The sequence below is a fragment of the Corynebacterium sp. NML98-0116 genome, from assembly GCF_001767255.1.
Taxonomy (GTDB): Bacteria; Actinomycetota; Actinomycetes; order Mycobacteriales; family Mycobacteriaceae; genus Corynebacterium; species Corynebacterium pseudogenitalium.
In genome coordinates this window covers 1,840,681-1,858,646 of the sequence record NZ_CP017639.1, presented here as the reverse complement: position 1 = coordinate 1,858,646, position 17,966 = coordinate 1,840,681, and the positions used below count along the sequence as shown (strand labels likewise).

17 protein-coding genes are annotated in these 17,966 nt (G+C 65.7%); 10 read left to right on the top strand and 7 right to left on the bottom strand.

The window, feature by feature from the left end:
* The first annotated feature begins 31 nt into the window (after positions 1-31).
* Together BJP05_RS08520 and BJP05_RS08515 are read left to right on the top strand one after the other, a co-directional pair.
* Complete coding sequence (locus BJP05_RS08520; RefSeq protein WP_070363030.1) at positions 32-1,159, top strand: ATP-binding protein; 1,128 nt, start codon at positions 32-34, stop codon at positions 1,157-1,159.
* A complete protein-coding gene (locus tag BJP05_RS08515) occupies positions 1,156-1,791 on the top strand; it encodes a response regulator transcription factor (RefSeq protein WP_070363029.1) in 636 nt (211 codons plus the stop codon). Before BJP05_RS08520 ends, BJP05_RS08515 begins: the two co-directional genes overlap by 4 nt.
* Here the strand turns inward: BJP05_RS08515 and BJP05_RS08510 are convergent.
* Entirely contained in the window at positions 1,788-3,683 is a 1,896-nt protein-coding gene (locus BJP05_RS08510) for an FAD/NAD(P)-binding domain-containing protein (RefSeq protein WP_070363028.1), read from the bottom strand. The two genes, BJP05_RS08515 and BJP05_RS08510, sit on opposite strands and share 4 nt — an antisense overlap.
* A 109-nt stretch (positions 3,684-3,792) precedes the next feature.
* On the opposite strand from BJP05_RS08510, the gene BJP05_RS08505 reads away from it, so the two are divergent.
* From BJP05_RS08505 to BJP05_RS08485, 5 genes are read left to right on the top strand one after another with little or no spacing between them, the layout of a single operon-like run.
* Entirely contained in the window at positions 3,793-5,448 is a 1,656-nt protein-coding gene (locus BJP05_RS08505; protein WP_084028613.1) for a TIGR04028 family ABC transporter substrate-binding protein, read from the top strand.
* A complete protein-coding gene (locus tag BJP05_RS08500; protein ID WP_084028612.1) occupies positions 5,433-6,446 on the top strand; it encodes an ABC transporter permease in 1,014 nt (337 codons plus the stop codon). The genes BJP05_RS08505 and BJP05_RS08500 overlap by 16 nt, the downstream gene beginning before the upstream one ends.
* Positions 6,447-6,451: 5 nt before the next feature.
* Complete coding sequence (locus tag BJP05_RS08495; protein WP_070363026.1) at positions 6,452-7,264, top strand: ABC transporter permease; 813 nt, start codon at positions 6,452-6,454, stop codon at positions 7,262-7,264.
* A 3-nt stretch (positions 7,265-7,267) separates the two neighbouring features.
* Entirely contained in the window at positions 7,268-8,878 is a 1,611-nt protein-coding gene (locus BJP05_RS08490; RefSeq protein WP_070363025.1) for an ABC transporter ATP-binding protein, read from the top strand.
* Positions 8,871-10,094 carry an alkylhydroperoxidase domain protein gene (locus tag BJP05_RS08485; protein ID WP_070363024.1) on the top strand — a complete coding sequence of 408 codons (1,224 nt, stop codon included), beginning with the start codon at positions 8,871-8,873 and terminating at the stop codon, positions 10,092-10,094. Before BJP05_RS08490 ends, BJP05_RS08485 begins: the two co-directional genes overlap by 8 nt.
* On the opposite strand, the gene BJP05_RS08480 is transcribed toward BJP05_RS08485, so the two are convergent.
* The gene (locus tag BJP05_RS08480; protein ID WP_070363023.1) at positions 10,091-10,525 is read right to left on the bottom strand and encodes a hypothetical protein; all 435 of its coding nucleotides are present in this window, start codon (positions 10,523-10,525) and stop codon (positions 10,091-10,093) included. The two genes, BJP05_RS08485 and BJP05_RS08480, sit on opposite strands and share 4 nt — an antisense overlap.
* Before the next feature lie 108 nt (positions 10,526-10,633).
* Between BJP05_RS08480 and BJP05_RS08475 the strand changes: the two genes are divergently transcribed.
* Together BJP05_RS08475 and BJP05_RS08470 are read left to right on the top strand one after the other, a co-directional pair.
* On the top strand, positions 10,634-11,347 hold the full coding sequence (locus BJP05_RS08475; RefSeq protein ID WP_145945264.1) for a hypothetical protein: 714 nt from the start codon (positions 10,634-10,636) through the stop codon (positions 11,345-11,347).
* Entirely contained in the window at positions 11,344-12,888 is a 1,545-nt protein-coding gene (locus BJP05_RS08470; protein ID WP_070363022.1) for a DNA polymerase Y family protein, read from the top strand. Before BJP05_RS08475 ends, BJP05_RS08470 begins: the two co-directional genes overlap by 4 nt.
* A 3-nt stretch (positions 12,889-12,891) precedes the next feature.
* Here BJP05_RS08470 and BJP05_RS08465 read toward each other — a convergent pair whose 3' ends face one another.
* Entirely contained in the window at positions 12,892-13,485 is a 594-nt protein-coding gene (locus tag BJP05_RS08465; RefSeq protein WP_070363021.1) for a hypothetical protein, read from the bottom strand.
* A 143-nt stretch (positions 13,486-13,628) separates the two neighbouring features.
* Between BJP05_RS08465 and BJP05_RS08460 the strand changes: the two genes are divergently transcribed.
* A complete protein-coding gene (locus BJP05_RS08460) occupies positions 13,629-14,534 on the top strand; it encodes a sucrase ferredoxin (protein WP_070363020.1) in 906 nt (301 codons plus the stop codon).
* Here BJP05_RS08460 and BJP05_RS08455 read toward each other — a convergent pair.
* Genes BJP05_RS08455 through BJP05_RS08440 form a run of 4 tightly spaced genes read right to left on the bottom strand, consistent with a single transcriptional unit; the run spans position 14,531 to position 17,963 of the window.
* Positions 14,531-15,319 carry an HAD family hydrolase gene (locus BJP05_RS08455; protein ID WP_084028662.1) on the bottom strand — a complete coding sequence of 263 codons (789 nt, stop codon included), beginning with the start codon at positions 15,317-15,319 and terminating at the stop codon, positions 14,531-14,533. The genes BJP05_RS08460 and BJP05_RS08455 overlap by 4 nt on opposite strands.
* Before the next feature lie 29 nt (positions 15,320-15,348).
* The gene (locus BJP05_RS08450) at positions 15,349-16,041 is read right to left on the bottom strand and encodes a methionine ABC transporter permease (RefSeq protein ID WP_070363018.1); all 693 of its coding nucleotides are present in this window, start codon (positions 16,039-16,041) and stop codon (positions 15,349-15,351) included.
* Complete coding sequence (locus tag BJP05_RS08445) at positions 16,038-17,069, bottom strand: methionine ABC transporter ATP-binding protein (RefSeq protein WP_070363017.1); 1,032 nt, start codon at positions 17,067-17,069, stop codon at positions 16,038-16,040. The genes BJP05_RS08450 and BJP05_RS08445 overlap by 4 nt, the downstream gene beginning before the upstream one ends.
* A 3-nt stretch (positions 17,070-17,072) precedes the next feature.
* Positions 17,073-17,963: a MetQ/NlpA family ABC transporter substrate-binding protein gene (locus tag BJP05_RS08440; protein WP_070363016.1), complete on the bottom strand. Its 891-nt coding sequence runs from the start codon at positions 17,961-17,963 to the stop codon at positions 17,073-17,075.
* Positions 17,964-17,966: the final 3 nt, after the last annotated feature.

Sequence of the window (17,966 nt, the reverse complement as noted above, 5' to 3'; positions counted from 1 at the left end):
CCCAAGGAACTGTGCGTGTAAAGATGAGTGCATGTCTGCTTTGTATCCCCGGCTGACCCGGGACCCGTCCCGCCGCGTCATTGCGGGTGTGGCTTCTGGCGTGGCGGGACACCTTGGGGTGGATGTGCGGTGGGTGCGGCTGTTTTTTGTTGTCGCCAGTTTCGCCGGTGGGCTGGGGGCGTTACTGTACTCGGGCTTGTGGATGTTCACCCCGGTTGCCGAGAGCACCGAGCCTCGGCAGCGTCCTGGAGCGCTGGATGTTTTCCTCGTGTTGGTGGGGTTTGTGGGCGCGCTGCTGTCCTTGCAGGGCTCCTCGGGTGTTGGATCGGCTGTGCTGTTCGTGGTTGGCGTACTCATAGTGGGTGCGATTATCGCGTTGCAGGCCTACGACCGCGGTACGGCCTCATGGAAGAACCTCGCGGCGCTGTCCTTGGGAGCGCTGCTCGTGATGGGTGGGGTGCTGGCGGTAGCGCTGATGGGGGAAAGCAGCGGGGTCGCCGGTGTGGTTGTCTCTGTGCTGGTGACGGTGCTGGGGGTGGCGGTGCTGGTGGTGCCGTTGATTACGAAGTTGGCGAACTCGCTCGTCGCGGAGCGTGAACAGAAGGCGGTGGCGGACCAGCGCGCGGAGATCGCCTCCCGCTTGCATGACTCGGTGCTGCAGACCTTGGCGCTGATTCAGCGCCAGGCGGGTGACCCGGACGAGGTGGTTCGGCTTGCCCGTGGCCAGGAGCGTGAGCTTCGCGCCTGGCTGTTCGACGATACCGTGTCCAACCACACCACCACCTTCGCCGCGTTGCGCAAGGCTGCTGGCGAGGTGGAGGACGCCTATGGGGTCGTGATTCAACCGGTCACGGTGGGAGACGACTTTCCTTTCGACAAGCGCACCGAAGCGGTCGTGCTCGCCGCCCGGGAGGCGATGGTCAACGCCGCAAAGCATGCGGGGGTGGACACGATCGACGTCTACGCGGAGCACCTCGCGGGCAGGCTCGAGGTGTTCGTGCGCGACCGGGGTGCCGGCTTCGACCCGGAGGCGGTGCCGGCGGACCGGCACGGGCTGCGCGATTCCATCGTGGGGCGGGTTGAGCGGGTTGGGGGAGAGGCGCACGTGGTGTCGTCGATAGGCAATGGCTCCGAGATCGAACTAGCGTTAGACCTATGACGCGCGTGTTTCTCGTAGACGACCACTCGGTGTTTCGGGCCGGAGTGAAGGCCGAACTGGCTGCCGCAGGCGACGGCCAGCTGGACATCGTCGGTGAGGCTGGCACGGTCGCCGAGGCGGTGCGAGGGATCGAGCAGACACAGCCCGACGTCGTGCTTCTCGACGTCCACATGCCCGACGGCGGCGGCCTCGCAGTGCTGAAGCGTGCACCCGGCCCGGCGTACTTGGTGCTCAGCGTGTCCGACGCCGCCGAAGACGTCATTGCCCTAATCCGCGCGGGCGCCCGCGGGTACGTGACCAAGAACATCGCGGGCGCGGAGCTCGCGGAGGCCATCGAGCGGGTACGCGGCGGGGACGCGTACTTCTCGCCGCGCCTGGCGGGGTTCGTGCTTGATGCGTTTGCGAGCAGGCCTGTCGTCGAGGAGGACGACCCGGCGGTGGACTCGCTGACCCGGCGCGAACTCGAGGTGCTGCGCCTGCTGGCGCGGGGCTACACGTACAAGGAGATCGCGCAGCGCCTGTTCATTTCCGTGAAGACGGTGGAGACGCATGCGTCGAGTATTTTGCGTAAGACGCAGACCTCGAACCGCCACCAGTTGACCCGGTGGGCGGTTGCGCGCGACCTGGGCTAGCGTACACCTACCTGCCGCAGCAGCGACTGTGCGGTTTTGTCTGTTTCCTGCAGCATGCGCGGGTCGGTGCCGGGCATTGGGGAGATGGTGGTGTCTGCCCACTGCTTGCCGGTGGGGATGCCTGCGATGTGCAGGCGCGGGTCCAGGGTGCCGTCGGGGTGGACGGTGCGGCGGGTGTCCGCGTCGGTTTCGGGGGAGCCGGTGGGCGTGCCGAAGGGCGCGAAGGGGCGGATGCGCTCGCTTTCCAGCAGCGACGCGGTGAGGGGGTCGGCTGCGCGGGTGATATTGGGGGACGGCAGGAAGGCGTCCGCGAGGGTGTCCGCGGTGACGGTGCGCTCGGCGCTGGTGGCCGTGAAGTGTGTGCCCGATTGCGTGACGGTTGGGGTTGGGCCGAGCAGGGTGACCAGGCCGGCGTCGATAAGTGCGAGGAGTTCGCGGGAGCGGAACATCGGAGGACCGGAGCCGACCATCTGGCCGAATGCCATGTAGTCGGAGAGCGCGCCGCGCTGGTCCTCCGGGGTGCCGCGGCCGTTCTCGACGGCGATGGCGGTCGGTTTGCGGCCTGCGGAGATCACCCACAGGGCGGACTTGATGGGGGAGTCGTGGGCGGCGACGGCCTCGGCGATGTCGCGGGCCAGGGCGTCGGCGATGACGCAGTTCAGGCTCTCGGCGTCGAGGCCGTCACACCCGGCCAGGGGGTCGATCCAGTAGGAGATGTCGAAGGGCTCGGTGGTGGCGTCGGCAAGGGCGTCGTTGAGCGCGCGGGCGCAGGGCAGGAGGCTGGTGCGAGTGGCGGCGCCGGCGAGTGGTGCGGCGTCGATGCGCGAGATGATGTCCGCAAGCGGGATGCGCAGGGCGTCGGGGCGTACGCGCGCAAGCGTGGTGTAGTAGGCGGCGTAGGAGTCGCGGATGAGGGCAGGCCAAAGCTGCTCGCCGAAGCTGAGTGTTGTGGCGTCGCTGTGCTGCTCGATCGCGGCGCGCAGTCGCGAGAGGTCGGCCTTGGGCGGCAGCGAGTGGTACTCGGATTTCGGCAGGTAGGGGTAGCCGCGACCCGAGGTGACCACGAGGTGAGGCTCGGCGCCGCTGGGTTCGTAGCGCAGCCCGGAGCGGGTGTCGGCGGGCACGAAGCGGCCGCCGCGGTTGATGGTGCTCAGCGCCATGAGGTCGAAAAAGCCCATGCCAAGGCCGCGCACGATTGCGGTTTCGCCAGCAACCAGCGTATCGACGTCCTGTTCCACCGGGTTGCCCGGCTGAATCCAGTGCCCGCGGAAGGCCACCGGGTGCTCGGGGACGACCCAGCCGGTGGCGAGCACGGTGGCGTCGGCGTGGACGGTGGTGCCGTCCTCAAGCGTGATGGCGTCGCGGCCGTTCTCGGCGGTGATGCGCTGCGCGCGGGAGCGGTGGTTGGTGACGGTCACGTGCTCGGGGAGCTGCGCCAGCGCGACCGTGAGGACCCAGTGGAGGTACTCGCCGTACAGCGCGCGGGATGGGTTGGACTCCGGGCGGGTGGCAGCCAGCTCCGCGCCGAAATCGGCGGTGACGTGGTTGGGGGTTGGGTGGGCGTCGAAAAGTGATTGCTTGGTGGCGGAGATGGTGTCGCGCTCGCCGCGCAGGAGCTGGATCCACTCGTACATGGTGGGGCCCTCGAGTATGGGGGCGGTGACGGTCGCGCCGGGTTCGGTGAAGAGGGTGACGGCGCCGGCCAGCGTGTTCATGCACAGCGTGTGGGTTTGTGCGGTGTCCCAGACGCGCCCGGCGCCGTGCTGGGCGTCGTCGATGAGGTGGATTGTCAGCGGCTGGTTGGAATTAGATTCGTTGAGCGTGGCGGCGACGCGTTCGATGATGGAAATGCCGCGTGGACCTGCGCCGACGATGGCGATTGCTGGCTGCACTGTGTGTTCCTTCCTGTTGCGACAGTGACCGTTTAGACTGCTTAGTCTAGACACATGAGACCGCTCCGTCTAATCTGTGTTAGCGTTATCGCTCATCGAAGGGAGAACAGTGAAGCGCACACGTCGAACGCAGGCCGGAGCGCTGCTTGCGGCTACCACGCTACTCGGGTTATGCACCGCATGTGCAGGACAAACAGAGCAAAGCGGGGACATGCAGGCAATCACGTACCTGGAGCCGAACTGGTTTACCTCGCTGTATCCGCCTGCGGCCGGGTTCTACCCGAATGGTGGCGTCGTGAATCAAATAACAGACAGACTGCTCTATCAGGACCCGGAGACGCTCGAGCTGCACCCGTGGATCGCCACGAAGCTACCGGAGATCAGCGAGGACGCGACGGTATACACGTTCGACATCCGCACCGACGTCACCTACTCCGACGGCTCGCCGCTGACCGCGGAGAACGTCGTGGCCAACTTCGACCTCTACGGCAAAGGCGACAAGGAGCGGCTGCTCAACGCATCCGAGCAGATCTCGAACTATGACTACGGCGAAGTCATCGACGAAGACACGGTGCGCTTCCACTTCACCGCACCCTCGCCGGGGTTCGAGCAAGCGGTCTCCGTGTACAACGCCGGGCTGCTTTCCGACGCCACCCTAGCGCTCGACAACGAGTCCTTCGGGCCGGGCAGCGCCCACAACATCATCGGCTCCGGCCCGTTCGTCATCGCCGGTGAGGAGCTGGGCACCTCCATCGAGCTGCGGGCGCGCGAGGACTACGACTGGGCACCGCCCATCCTCGAGCACCAGGGCCGCGCCCGGCTGGACAGCGTGACGTACCGGCTCGCCGCCGAAGAAGCGATGCGCACCGGAGCGGTCCTATCCGGGCAGGCGGACATCGTGCGCGACGTGACTGCATCGGCTGAGCGTCACCTCCAAGACCGCGGCGTGCAGATCGTCTCCCGCGGCACGAACGCGATGAACAACCAGATCGCGATGCGCCCGCAGCACCCGTACCTGCAGGACATCCGGGTGCGCCGCGCGATCACGCACAGCGTGGACCGCGAAGAGCTGCTGCGCATCCTGTTCTCTGACTCCTACCCGCTGGCGACCTCGAGCGTGGCCGCCACCGGCTTGGGCTACAAGAACCAGGGCGACGCCTACACATACGACCCGGAGCTTGCCCGGCAGCTCCTCGATGAGGCCGGGTGGGTCGTGGGCAACGACGGCATCCGCGTCAAGGACGGGGAACGCCTGCACCTGACCGTCAACTACGCGCAGACCCAGCCGCGCGCCCGCGAAGTGATGACGATGGTGCAGTCCAACCTGCGCGACATCGGCATTGAGCTCTCCGTGCTCTCCGGCGACCGTTCGACGCAAAACGTGGCGTCGAAGGACCCGAACAAGGTGCAGCTCTACCACACGATGGTCGGCCGGGCGGACTACGACGCCATCGAGTCGCACTACGCGGTCGGGCGCCGAGACTCCTTCATTAACCAGGATGAAAACGACAACGTGATCGACCAGCACCTCGAAGACCTGCTGCAGACCGTGGTCTCCACACCCGACGACGCCGGCCGGGCCCGCGCAGTGGAAGCCGTCCAAGATTACGTCACTGAGCAGGCCTACACGCTGCCGCTGTTCGAAGAACCACAGGTATACGCCGTCAGCCCACGTCTGTGCGGGTTCGGCGTGGAAGCCGTTGCACGCCCTGCGCTCTATAGCGCCTACCTCCAGGAAGGGGATACGCCATGCCGTACATCGTAAAGCGGGTAGGCCAAGCACTGATCGTGCTGCTGCTGACCTACACTCTCGCATTCTTTCTGCTTTCGGCTCTGCCATCCGACGGTGTCATGGCCCGCTACGCTGACCCGGCACTGGGACTCAGCCAGGCTGAGATTGAGGCGATCCGTTCGGAGATGGGCGTCGATAAGCCGTTGCTTACGCAGTACGTGGCGACGCTGACGGGTCTATTCACCGGTAGCCTCGGCTACTCCGTGCGCACTGGTACGCCGGTGGGCCAGCTCATCGCCGACGCCCTGCCGCATACGCTGGCGTTGGCCGCGACCTCGGTCGGGCTCACGATCATCGTGGCACTCATCACCGCATTCGTCGCGACGCTGCCCGGCGCCGGGCGCATCGGCGCGCTGTTTCGCGCGGTGCCCTCCCTGATGGTGTCGCTGCCAGGGTTCTGGATCGCGATCGTGCTGCTGCAGCTCGTGTCCTTCGAGCTCGGCTGGATCAACGTGATTGCGCCGGGCCCGCTCGAGGGGCTCGTGCTGCCGACGCTCACGCTGTCCGTCCCGATGGCGGCCCCGCTCGCGCAGGTGCTGATCCGCTCCATCGACGAGGTGCAGCGCAGCCCATTCGTGCAGGTGGCGCGTGCGCGCGGCGCGAGCGAGACCCGCATCTTCTGGTCCGACGTGCTGCGAAACGCGCTGCTCCCAGCGCTGACCATGGCTGGTTTGCTCTTCGGCGAGCTCGTCGGTGGTGCTGTGGTGACGGAAACCGTCTTCGGGCGTACGGGGTTGGGCTCCATGGTGGTCACCGCCGTGTCGAACCGCGACACGCCGGTGCTGCTGGGCGTAGTCCTCATCGCGGCGGTGGCGTACGTGACCATCAACCTCATCATTGACCTGCTCTACCCGGTGCTTGACGTGCGGCTGCGCACCGCCGGCGGACCGTTTGCCGCAACACCGAAGCAGTACGCCAGCCAGTCCGCCGACGCCATCGACGTGCGGGCAATCGAAACGGGACGGGAGTAGCAACCATGCGAACGACGAATTGGAAACAGCATTGGAAACAACCAGGCACGGTTCTCGCACTGCTCGTGCTGCTGCTTGCGTGCGCGTGGGCCCTGCTGCCGGGCATATTTGCCACGCACGACCCATACAAGGGCGTCGACGTGGCCCTTGCAGCGCCGAGCGCGGAGCACTTCTTCGGCACCGACGCCGTGGGGCGCGACGTGTACTCGCGCGTGGTCTACGGCGCGCGCCAGTCGCTGCTCGGCGCGGTGATCGCGGTGGCGGTCGGGCTGGTGTTCGGCACGCTGATTGGCCTGGTGGCGGGCGCGCTGCGAGGCAAAGTCGACACCGTACTGATGCGGATCGTGGACGTCCTGCTCGCTATCCCAGGCATCCTGCTGTCTCTGTCCATCATCATCGTGCTGGGCTTCGGCTCGCTGCAGGCCGCGTTCGCCGTCGGTATGACCACGGTGGCGACGTTCGCCCGCCTCGCCCGCTCGCAGGTGATGCAGGTTGCCGGTGCCGACTTCGTAGAGGCCGCCTACGGTTCAGGTGCGACGAAGTCCCAGGTGCTGGTGCGCCACATCCTGCCGAACTCGCTCACCCCGGTCATCGCGCTGGCGGCCCTGCAGTTCGGCACGGCGATCCTGCAGCTGTCCATCCTCGGGTTCCTCGGCTACGGTGCCCCGCCGCCGATCCCGGAGTGGGGCCTCATCATCGCCGAAGGCCGCGACTTCATGGCCACCGCCTGGTGGATCATCGTCTTGCCCGGCGTGGCGATCATCGCCACCGTCATGAGCGCGAACCACCTGTCCCAACTCATTCGTACGGAGGCCTAACCCATGCAACCCCTGCAACCTTTACTTGAAGTACGTGGCCTGACCGTCGCGTACGGCAATCAGCCGCCATCGGCGCAAGACGTGTCCTTTTCCGTCGCGCCTGGCAAACTCACCGCGATCGTGGGGGAGTCCGGCTCTGGCAAGACGACCTCGGTGATGGCGACTCTGGGACTCCTCGGCGGGTCCGCGCGGGTGCTGGACGGCGCAGTCTATTTCCAAGGCAAGGACATCACGCAGTTGTCTCCGCGGCAGTGGCGTCAGCTGCGCGGTGCGAAGATTGGCTTGGTGCCGCAGGACCCGAACAATTCGCTCAACCCGCTCAAGCCCGTCGGGGCCTCGATCGAGGAGGCGATGGCGGTCCACGGTATTGGCACAGCCGCCTCCCGTCGCGCACGCGCGCTGGAGCTCATGGAGGCCGTCGGCATCGACGACCCGCAGCGCCGCCACGGCCAGTACCCGCACGAGCTCTCGGGCGGGATGAAGCAGCGCGTGCTCATCGCAGCAGCCATCGCGCCCGAGCCGCAGGTACTGATCGCCGACGAGCCGACGTCCGCCCTGGATGTGACCGTGCAGGAAAAGGCGCTGGACGTGCTCGACGAGATGCGTGAGCGCCTCAACCTCGGCATCGTGCTGATCACGCACGACTTGGCGGTGGCGGGTGACCGTGCCGACGACGTGGTGATTATGCAGCGCGGCGTCGTCGTGGAGGAAGGCCCCGCCGCGGAGGTGCTCGCCGACCCGCAAGAGGAGTATTCACAGCGCCTGCTTGCCGACGCCCCTTCGCTCGCCGTCGCGAACGCCTACCACCGGCCAGCGCCGGACGGCGACGTGCTGGTGCGCGTGGATCACCTGCGCCAGGAGTATGGGGACTTCGTGGCCGTCAATGACGTCTCCTTCGAAGTGAAGCGAGGGTCCACGCACGCGATTGTGGGCGAATCCGGCTCCGGGAAGACCACGACTGGGCGGGCGATCTCCCTGTTCCGGGATCCGACGAGCGGCAGCGTCACCATCGGCGGCAACGTCGTGACCGGCGTCGACGACGCCACCCGCCGGAAGCTGCGCTCCACGGTGCAGCTGGTGCACCAGAACCCGTTTTCTTCCCTGAACCCTAAAATGACGGTGGAGGCCATCGTGGCCGAGCCGGTTCGGAACCTGACGGGGGCGTCGAAACGCGAGGCGCGCGCGAAGGCGCACGAGGTGCTGGCGCGCGTGGCGCTGGACCCGCAGCAGTTCGCGCGGCGCACCCCGTCGCAGCTTTCCGGCGGGCAGCGCCAGCGTGTCGCCATTGCGCGTGCGCTCGTGGTGGAGCCGGAGCTCGTCGTGTTCGATGAGGCGGTTTCCGCGCTCGACGTGACGGTGCAGGCGCAGATCCTCCGGCTGCTGGAAGACCTGCAGCAAGAGCTGGGCCTGACCTATATCTTTATTTCCCATGATTTGGCGGTGGTGCGCCAGGTTTCGGACACGGTCAGCGTGCTCAGCCGTGGTACCCAGGTGGAGTATGGCCCGACGGACGACGTCTTCCAGTGGCCGCGCCACGAAGTGACAAAGAACTTGATCCATGCAATCCCGGGCGCGCGCTTTCGCGCCCGGCAGTTAGGAGAATTTAGTGTCTAACATCATCGATACGCTTGCCGACGCCTCTCCGGAACTCGCGCGCCTTCGCAGGCGCCGCCCGGAAGCAGTCGAGAACGCAGAGCTCACGTTTACGGCCCTCTTCGAGCCTGACGACGAGGGCGACGTGCCACTGGCCTGGCGCTATGGTGTCGCCGCGTTCGTGGCCGGGCTCACCGGACTGACAACTGCGAGCGCGTTCTACCGGGAGTTGCTCGAGGACCTCGAAGACCAAGCCCCCGGCCTCGCCGAGGCCGTCGACGCCGCTATCGCGCGCGGTGCATCCGAGGGGCCGTACTGGCACGGCGACTTCGTCCTGTTCGGTGACGTCATTGGGGAGGCGTCCGAGCAGTTCGCCGCTGCCCTGGACTTCGCACACCTGCTGGTCTTCCACCCGAAGGATTCCACCGCCGCAGCGATCGGTCACCTGCAGACCTCCGGGTGGAGCGACAACGGCATCGTCACGTTGGGGCAGCTCATCGCGTTCGTGGCGTTCCAGTTGCGCGTCGTGCACGGCGTGCGGGTGCTCGGCGGGGTTGACGCTGGTGGAGCGCAGCGGGCGTCGATTAGCGGGCGCGCGCACGGCGTGGCTGACCCCGGCTGGGAGCCCGGGCCGCGCACCCTGCTGCCCGAAGTTGTGGCGCCGACGAAGTTCGTGGAGCACTCCCTGGGCTGGCGCGCGTGGGTGCCCAGCCTGGACAAGTTCGAATTCACCGACGAGCACCGCGACGCGCTGCTCAAGCCCGAACGAATCGATATGGAGTACTTCCGGCTGCTCGCGCGTGACCCTGCGGTGCTCAAGGCACGCACCCTGACTGACCTGGACATTTTCTACAACACCGACGGCGGCCTGGGGCGCGCCGAGCGCGAACTCGCCGCGACCGTGGTCTCCCGTCTCAACGGGTGCGAGTACTGTGCTTCCGTGCACCAGGGGCGCGCGAAGCAGGAAGGCGGCGACGCCGAGGCGATCTCCCGGCTCCTCGACGAAGGCGTGACCGCGGACCTGGGCACCCCGCTGTGGAACGCGCTGCGCGATGCGGCCGTGGCGCTCACGCACACCCCGATCGCGTTCTCGCAACAGCACGTCGAAGCCCTCCGCGAGGCCGGCTGCGGCGAGCTCGAGATCCTTGACCTGATCAACTCGGCGGCGTTCTTCAACTGGGCCAACCGCCTCATGCTCAGTCTCGGTGCGGCTGACGTACCGAAGCGCTACCGCTAGCGCTTCTGGATGGGCGCTGTAGGCGCGTATGCGAGGCGCCGCGTGCCGTCGACGTGCGGCATGAGCACCCACGCCACCACAAACAGCCCACCCGCAAGCAGCGCCAGCCCCCAGCCGGGCAGCGGCGCGATCAGCGGGCTCAGCATGATTGCGAGCCACCACAGCATCAGCGGCACCACCATGCTGAGCGACGGCACCTGCGAGACGTTGCGGCTGCGCGCAAACTCGGCCATAGCCTTGCGGTACGGGTGCGCTCGGGTAGTTGCACGGGCGACGAGCACCGCGGCGAGAGCAATGCCGACTTTCACGGCTGCGGGTAGCGGTGCCGCCATCACGCTTATCGACGCCGCTACGCACCCCGCCGCCACAGCCCGCACAATGGGTGGCGTGGGAATTGGGGTGACGCGGTTGCGGAAGTCTGCGTAATACATAGGGCAGAGCGTACAGCATGGTGTCTCGCTTTTTGTGGCACAGGGATTCGAAACCCTGTTCGACCTTTACTGTTGCCCGTGTCGGGGGCGCGTTGCATACTTACATGCATGAATGGAACACCTATTCGCTTGCGTGAGTTTGCCTCGGACGGTGGCGGACAGCTCAGCAAAGCTGAGCAGATTGCGCAACTCCGAGCGCAATTAGCCGAGCTCGGCGGTGGTGCCGTGCAGGAGCAGATCGGGGGCGAGGGTGTGATTCCGTTGGGTGGTGAGTTGGCGAATGTGCTTCCGAACGGAGGTTTGCCACGGCGGCAGGTCACGCAGGTGAGCGATACGCCGTCGCTTATCGTAGAGATCCTCCGGCAGGTCACGGAGGCCGGCGGATACGCGGCCGTGGTGGGGTGGCCGGAGCTGTCCTACGCGGAGCTTTCAGCGCAAGCGCTACGCAGGACAGTCGCAGTTCCGGAGCCGGGGCTAGATGCAGTGCACGCCGCCGGTGTACTCGCCGAAGGGCTGGATGTGGTGGTGTTGCACACCCGAAGCGAAATCCAGTTCACGCCTGCCCAGGCCCGCCCGCTCCTCGCACGTGTGCGTGCCGGGGAAGCGGCGATGCTCTGCGTGAACGTGACGGTGCCTTCGCCCGCGCTGCGCATGAGCGCGGACATCGCTAGCTTCCACGGCATCGGGCGTGGCCGTGGGCGTATCGCAGGTATTGACCTTGAAGTGTCCGCGCACGCGAAAGGCTGGAAGCGGCCACCGGCACTACTGACGCTTGGAGTTGCGACGGGCGGTGTCACGCACCTGAAGGCGGTGCCCTCATGAGGGTTGCTGCACTTTGGTTCCCGGACTGGCCCGTACAAGCAGCCAAGCTCGAAGCCGAGGACACGTTGGAAGAACCAATCGCGATCGCGGTGCAGCACCGCATCAAGGTCTGTTCGCAGGAGGCGCGGCGCGCCGGGGTCCGCCGCGGGATGCGGGTGCGGAACGCGCAGGCCGTCGCGCCTGAGCTGACGGTGGTGGAGGACAACCCGGAGCGCGACGGCCGCACGTTCAGCGCACTCGCAGGCTCCCTGGATGACGTGGCCGCCTCCGTGGAGGTGCTGCGCCCTGGCCTGGTGGTTGCGGACCTCGCCGCGGCGGGGAAGTTCCACGGCGATGAAGATACGGCGCTTGAGATGCTTCTCGACGCCGCCGCACGCCACGGCATTGACGTCATGGCAGGGGCGGCGGACGAGATCGCCACCGCGGTGATCGCCACCCGGATCTCGCACGTGGTTGCAGCGGGGGAGTCGGCGCAGTTCCTTGCAGTACAGCCGCTTCGGGTGCTCACCGCCGAGACAGCACTCGGCGCGGACCCGGAAACGGTCCGTACCCTGGGCCAGCTGGGCATCCAGACGCTGGGGCAGCTCGCGCAACTGCCGTCCTCTGCCGTGATGACTCGCTTCGGGGTCGCAGGCATCCACCTCCACCGGATCGCCAGTGCGGCCCCGGACCGGCGTGTCGCCCCGGAGCTACCCGTGGAGGACTTCGCCGTCGAGATGGCACCGGAGGAACCGATTGAGCGCGTCGACGCCGCCGCGTTCGCCGCCCGGGCGCTCGCGGCTACGCTGCACCAGCGCCTCAAGGGGGCCGGGGTGCACTGCCTCCGGCTGAAAATCTCCGCCGAGCTTGTCGATGCCACCCGGGTTGAGCGCGTGTGGCGCACCCGGGAAGCACTGACGGAGGCTGGCACCGCCGACCGGGTGCGCTGGCAGCTCGACGGCTGGCTCACCAACGGGGGCGCAGGGCCGATCGCCTCGCTCATGCTGGAACCACTTGAGCTTGCGCAACCCGACATGGTGGGGGAGCTGTGGTCTGACGGGGCGTCGGACGAGGGGGCGCGGCGCGTGATCGAGCGGGTGCAGTCCCAGCTCGGAATGGAGGCGGTGCTGCAGCCGGTCGCGGTTGGAGGTCGCGGCGTGGCCGAGCGTATTCAGCTGGTGCCCTATGGGGAGGTGCCGCCGCAGGGCCGCGGGGCGTTCGTCGGCGCCGTTCCGTCACCACTTCCAGCCCGGCTCGGCGGTGGGATCGAACACCCGTCATCGCGGGTGCAGCTGCTGGACAGCGCCGACCAGCCGATACTGCTCAACGTCGAAGTCCTGCTCAGCGGCCAGCCGACAACGCTAGTGTGGGGCAAGCGCTGCTATGACATCACCGCGTGGGCAGGGCCTTGGCCCGTTGACGAAGAGTGGTGGGGTGCGCATCCGACCCGGCTTGCGCGCCTCCAGGTGCTGGGCCACGACCAGGCGGTAGGAACAGGGCAGCGCGGGTGGTTGTTGGTGTGGCACCGGCAGCGATGGAGCGTCGAGGCGCTCTATCACTAGGTGTTAGGACTGCACGATGTCGACGACCAGGCGCAGCGGGTGTTCCAGAATCTGCACCGAATACGGCAAGTCGGAGCGCAACCCTACGACCACGCGGCTGCGACCCTCGTAGGTGCCGGCGTTGACGACGTCGATAATGTTGCCGGTCTCTGCCGGGGTATCCACCTTGATCTGGTCCGCGTCCAGGCCAAGTTCGTAGGGGTAGACGGTGCCGTCGATGTTGATATTGAGGAACGCGTTGCCGGTCACCTTCAGTGGTTTGCCGGTGATCTCCTGCATCGGGGTGGAGGTGTAATCCACGAACCAGCCCGGCTTGCCCTCGCCGACGAGGTTCACGACAACGCGGTCGAACCCCTCGTGGGTGCCCACACGCACGCCAGCCACGGCGAGCTGAGTAGGCGCGGAAGGCCGCTGAGTCTTCGGGCTCGCGTTCGCGGTACCGAGCGGGCGAAGCTGCGTCGTTGATGGCGCAGCAAGCATCGAGCCGACGCGGGTCGCGGCCTGGTCCTGAGCAGGAGAGGACACGCACCCAGCGAGCACGGCGCCAGCAATACAGGGCGTCAGCGCCGCAACGGCGAACTTCGGTAAGGGAAACACGCAAAATACCGTAGCTAGAACGAATCTCGAAGAGCAAAGCAGAACGGCGAAAAATCAAAAAGGTTATCAAAATGTTAACTGCCCGACTCGGCCCGGTTTAGGTATACCTAATCAATCGGGAAATTTTCGCTACAGTAGGTGACATGACTACAGCCCATGCACGCACACTCTGCTCCGATACGGACAGTGAGCCGCTGCCGGGTACCGCGAAACCCGGCTCGACCTACGTTTTGTTTGAGTGGCCACACAAGTGGAGCCACGACGTACTCGACGGCGACACCTTCGGGGACGAACTGACCGAAAAGTTGAAAGCGCACATGCAGCGCTACAACGCCACCTTGCTGCTTATCCGCCACCCAACGAGGGAAGGCCGCCAGATTGAAGACCACCACGTCTACCTGGTCTTCGCCGACCAGGCAGCAACCGAGGTGCTGCATGTCGATGGGCCTGAGGCGATCCTGGATCTCGACCTGTCAGGCCCAGGGCAAAACAGCGCCAAGTCGCGTACGAAGCCACTCGTCCTGGTCTGTACCCACGCGAAGCGCGACATGTGCTGCGCCATCAAGGGCCGCCCCATCGTCAACGAGCTCGTAGAGAAGTACCCGTTTGGGCATGGCAACGACGTGGTGTGGGAAACCTCGCACATCAAGGGGCACCGTTTCGCCGCCACGATGCTGCTCATGCCGTGGGCGTACAGTTTTGGCCGGATGAACCTCGAGGCTACTGAGGCCATGCTTGAAGCTGCGATGCGCGGCGAGTACTTCGTGCCGGGCAACCGCGGCCGCGGCACCTTCAGCCCGGTAGGCCAGGTGGCGGAAGTGGACGTCGCAACGCAGCTCGCCACCCGAGGGGACAAGGTGCGCTACGGCCAGCTCGAAGTCACCGCCGAGCGTATCGACGGCCCCTCCGCCCACGTCACCGTGACCGACACCGCGACCGACACCGCCTACGAGGTGATGTTGGAGCAGCGCGACGTTGATGCCGTGATGGCATCATGCGGGAAGGACCCGAAGCCCGGCAAGAGCTGGGTCGTCGCTAGTCGCTCCTAGATGTAGCTGGGCAGCACGTCAGCGACCCTGTTGATCACGTGGTCGGTGCGCTGCTGCACCTCGGCGGGCGAGTGGCGGAAGCTATGTGAGTGATCTGCGATTTCGTGCATGGACAGGTCATTCCACGAGTCGCCGAAGGTGTACAGCTCGATGTCTTCGCGTGGGACGTCGAGTAGCTGCAACAGGTCCTGGATGCCCGCACCCTTCGTGCGGCCCGGCGCCATGATGTCGATGAAGTCCTGGTTCTGGGCCACTGACACATGCGGCAGCGCGCGCGTCCACTCGTAGACTTCCGCGCGCAGGTCTTCGTCGTTCGGGATCCACAAGGGGACGACGGCGAACTCGTGGTGGGGAATGTCGGCCGTGGTCATCCTGTCGAAGTTGACGGTAAAGCTACTGCGAGCCTGGGTGTTGTTGCTGAACTCACCATCGACGTGGCCGATCGTGGTGCCGAACACCGCCACCCCATCCGTGTCAGCGAAGTGCGTGACCACCTGTTCGACGATCTCCGGGTCTACAAGGTGTGAGTAGAGCAGGCGCTCGTTGTCGCCGGTGGTTGCGGAGCCACCGTTCGAGAGCACCTGGTAGTCGAAGCGGATGGGGCAGTGGCGCATTCCGAACTCGAGCGCGGTGCGCGAGCGTCCGGTGGCAGAAATGGCGATGTGCCCGGCGTCGCGCCAGGCCTGGATCGCGGCCATGTCGGCCGGGTCGAAGCCGTGCTCGCCCGTGTCAGTGTCCGTGGGATGATGAAGGGTGCCATCAAAATCAAACGCTGCGATTTTCATGGCACCCATCCTAACCAACTGGTCACACCTTAGCGGCGCATCACCTTCTTGGACAGCCAGTTGCCCAAGAACTGCGCCAGCTGCACGATGATGACGATGACGATCACAGCCGCCCACGTCACCTGCGGCTCGAACTGGCGGTAGCCATACACGATGGCGAAGTCACCAAGGCCGCCACCGCCGATGTAGCCGGCCATCGCGGACATATCGATCACCGCGATGAAGATGAACGTGTAGCCGAGAATCAGCGGGCCGAGCGCCTCGGGGAGGATGACGGTGCGGATGATCGTCCACGGGCCTGCGCCCATCGAACGCGCGGCCTCAATCATGCCGGGGTCGATGGATACCAGGTTCTGCTCGACAATACGGGCCACGGTAAAGGTCGCGGAGAAACACATCACAAACGTAGCTGCGCCCCGGCCAATCGTGGTGCCCACCACCGACAGGGTGATGGGGTAGAGCATCGCGATCATGATGATGAACGGGATCGGCCGGAAGAAGTTCACGGCGAAGTTAATCACCCAGTACACGACACTGTTCTGCAGGATGCCACCCGGGCGGGTGGTGTACAAGAACACGCCAAGGATCAGGCCGCAGATACCGCCGACCAGCAGGGTGATGCCCACCATCCAAAGGGTATCGCCGATGGCGTCTACGAACGTGGGGCCGAGCCGGTCCCAGTTCGGCTGCGCCAGAATGAATTCGTTGACAGCACTGTTCATCGACGTATCTCCTGAATATCCGTGGTGCCCTGCAGCGTGTGCAGGAACTCGTTAATCGCTGCATCGTCGCCGTTGAGGCGGACCGTCATCTTGCCGAAGGAGTGCTCCTGCAGGGTCGTAATACCCGCGTGCACCGGCTGAATCGACACGCCGCGTTGGCGCGCCTTCTCCGCCGCACCGAAGAATCCCGAGTGTTCGGTCAGGTCGACGGTGAAGAGGCGCCCAGGCGCCGCGTTCAGCAACTCGAGCTCCTCGTGCTTGTCTGGGGTGTTGCGAAGCGACGTCGATACGAAGCGCTGCGCGACCTTCGTTTTCGGGTCCGAGAACACCTCGTAGACGGAGCCATACTCGACGACCTTGCCGGCCTCCATTACGGCGACCTTGTCCGCAATCGCGCGGATCACGTCCATCTCGTGGGTAATCACCACGATCGTGATGCCGAGCTCCGCGTTGACGCGGCGCAGTAGCTCGAGCACCTCGTGGGTGGTCTCGGGGTCGAGGGCGGAGGTGGCTTCGTCGGCAAGCAAGAGCGAGGGATTCGTGGCGAGCGCACGAGCGATGCCCACGCGCTGCTTCTGACCACCCGAAAGTTGCTCGGGGTAGTTCTTGCCGCGATCCGACAGGCCGACGAACTCGAGGAGCTCCTCGACGCGCGCCCGGCGCTCCTGCTTGCCCAAACCGGCAAGCTGCAGCGGGTACTCAATGTTGCCCGCCGCAGTTCGGGAAGAGAACAGGTTGAACTGCTGGAAAATCATCCCAACGTTTCGGCGCACTTCCCGCAGACGCTTCTCGCTCTTGCCGACGATATTGGTGCCGTCGAGGAGGAGTTCGCCGCTGGTAGGCATGTCGAGCCCGTTGATCAGCCGCACCAGCGTGGACTTGCCAGCGCCGGAGTAGCCGATCACTCCAAGGATCTCACCAGGCTCGACCGTCAGCGACACATTGTCGACGGCCACAACCTCGCGCCCACCCGTTGTAAAGACTTTCGATACGTCCCGGAACTCAACCCGGGTGCCGGTTTTCGTCACGGATTACTTCTCCTGAAGGCGTGCGAGGATAGCGTTTGCGTCATCACGGGAGCGCTCAACAGCGACCGCGGTGCCGCGGGAATCCTCCTGGACGGCAGCTGCGACCTCTGGGGAGTTCCACAGCTCTGCGAGGCGGTTGTAGGTCGGGTTGTCCAGGTCCTCAGCGCGTGCAGCGAAGACGTTGATGTATGGCTCGCCCTGCTCGGAAGCCGGGTCATCCTGGAAGATAGCCTGCTTTGGCTCAATGCCAGCGCGCTCCAGCCAGGAGTTGTTGATGATGGCCGGGCGACCCTCCTTGTATGCGGAGGTCGTCTGGGAAGCGTCGACCGGAACGACCTTCACCTTCGACGCTGCCTCGTCGATATCTGCTGGGGACGGTGCCAGTTCATCAGCGCCGTCCTTCAGCGTGATCAAGTCAGCCTGGACGAGGACGTTGATTGCACGGCCCTGGTTCGAGTCATCGTTCGGGATAGCAACCTCGGTGCCTTCGATGCCGTCGAGGGAATCGTGATCCTTCCAGAACAGTGCCAGCGGGTAGATCTCCGTGGTGGACAGCACCTTCAGGTCGTTGCCGGAAGCCTCGTTGTAGGTGGCGAGGTAGAGGATGTGCTGGAACTTGTTCAGGTCAATCTCGCCCTGGGCAAGCGCCTCGTTGACTGGTGCGTAGTCAGAGAACTGCACGATGTCGAGGGTGATGCCGTTGTCTGCCGCGAGGTCCTCGAAGACGGACCATGCCTTCTGGTCAGCGTCGGTGGTACCAATCTTGACGACGGTGTCCTCGCCGCCACCGGCAGCGTCGGTGGTCTTCTCGGCAGAGTCGTTGGAGCAAGCTACCAGGCTGGTAGCGGCGAGGGCTGAAGCTGCGATGGTTGCAATCACACGGTTGAGGCGCATGAT

Excerpts from the sequence above, each read along its gene's own strand:
- BJP05_RS08520 (WP_070363030.1), top strand. The coding sequence starts at position 32 with ATGTCTGCTTTGTATCCCCGGCTGACCCGGGACCCGTCCCGCCGCGTC.
- BJP05_RS08515 (WP_070363029.1), top strand. The coding sequence starts at position 1,156 with ATGACGCGCGTGTTTCTCGTAGACGACCACTCGGTGTTTCGGGCCGGA.
- BJP05_RS08500 (WP_084028612.1), top strand. The coding sequence starts at position 5,433 with ATGCCGTACATCGTAAAGCGGGTAGGCCAAGCACTGATCGTGCTGCTG.
- BJP05_RS08495 (WP_070363026.1), top strand. The coding sequence starts at position 6,452 with ATGCGAACGACGAATTGGAAACAGCATTGGAAACAACCAGGCACGGTT.
- BJP05_RS08490 (WP_070363025.1), top strand. The coding sequence starts at position 7,268 with ATGCAACCCCTGCAACCTTTACTTGAAGTACGTGGCCTGACCGTCGCG.
- BJP05_RS08480 (WP_070363023.1), bottom strand. The coding sequence starts at position 10,525 with ATGTATTACGCAGACTTCCGCAACCGCGTCACCCCAATTCCCACGCCA.
- BJP05_RS08475 (WP_145945264.1), top strand. The coding sequence starts at position 10,634 with ATGAATGGAACACCTATTCGCTTGCGTGAGTTTGCCTCGGACGGTGGC.
- BJP05_RS08470 (WP_070363022.1), top strand. The coding sequence starts at position 11,344 with ATGAGGGTTGCTGCACTTTGGTTCCCGGACTGGCCCGTACAAGCAGCC.
- BJP05_RS08460 (WP_070363020.1), top strand. The coding sequence starts at position 13,629 with ATGACTACAGCCCATGCACGCACACTCTGCTCCGATACGGACAGTGAG.
- BJP05_RS08455 (WP_084028662.1), bottom strand. The coding sequence starts at position 15,319 with ATGAAAATCGCAGCGTTTGATTTTGATGGCACCCTTCATCATCCCACG.
- BJP05_RS08450 (WP_070363018.1), bottom strand. The coding sequence starts at position 16,041 with ATGAACAGTGCTGTCAACGAATTCATTCTGGCGCAGCCGAACTGGGAC.
- BJP05_RS08440 (WP_070363016.1), bottom strand. The coding sequence starts at position 17,963 with ATGCGCCTCAACCGTGTGATTGCAACCATCGCAGCTTCAGCCCTCGCC.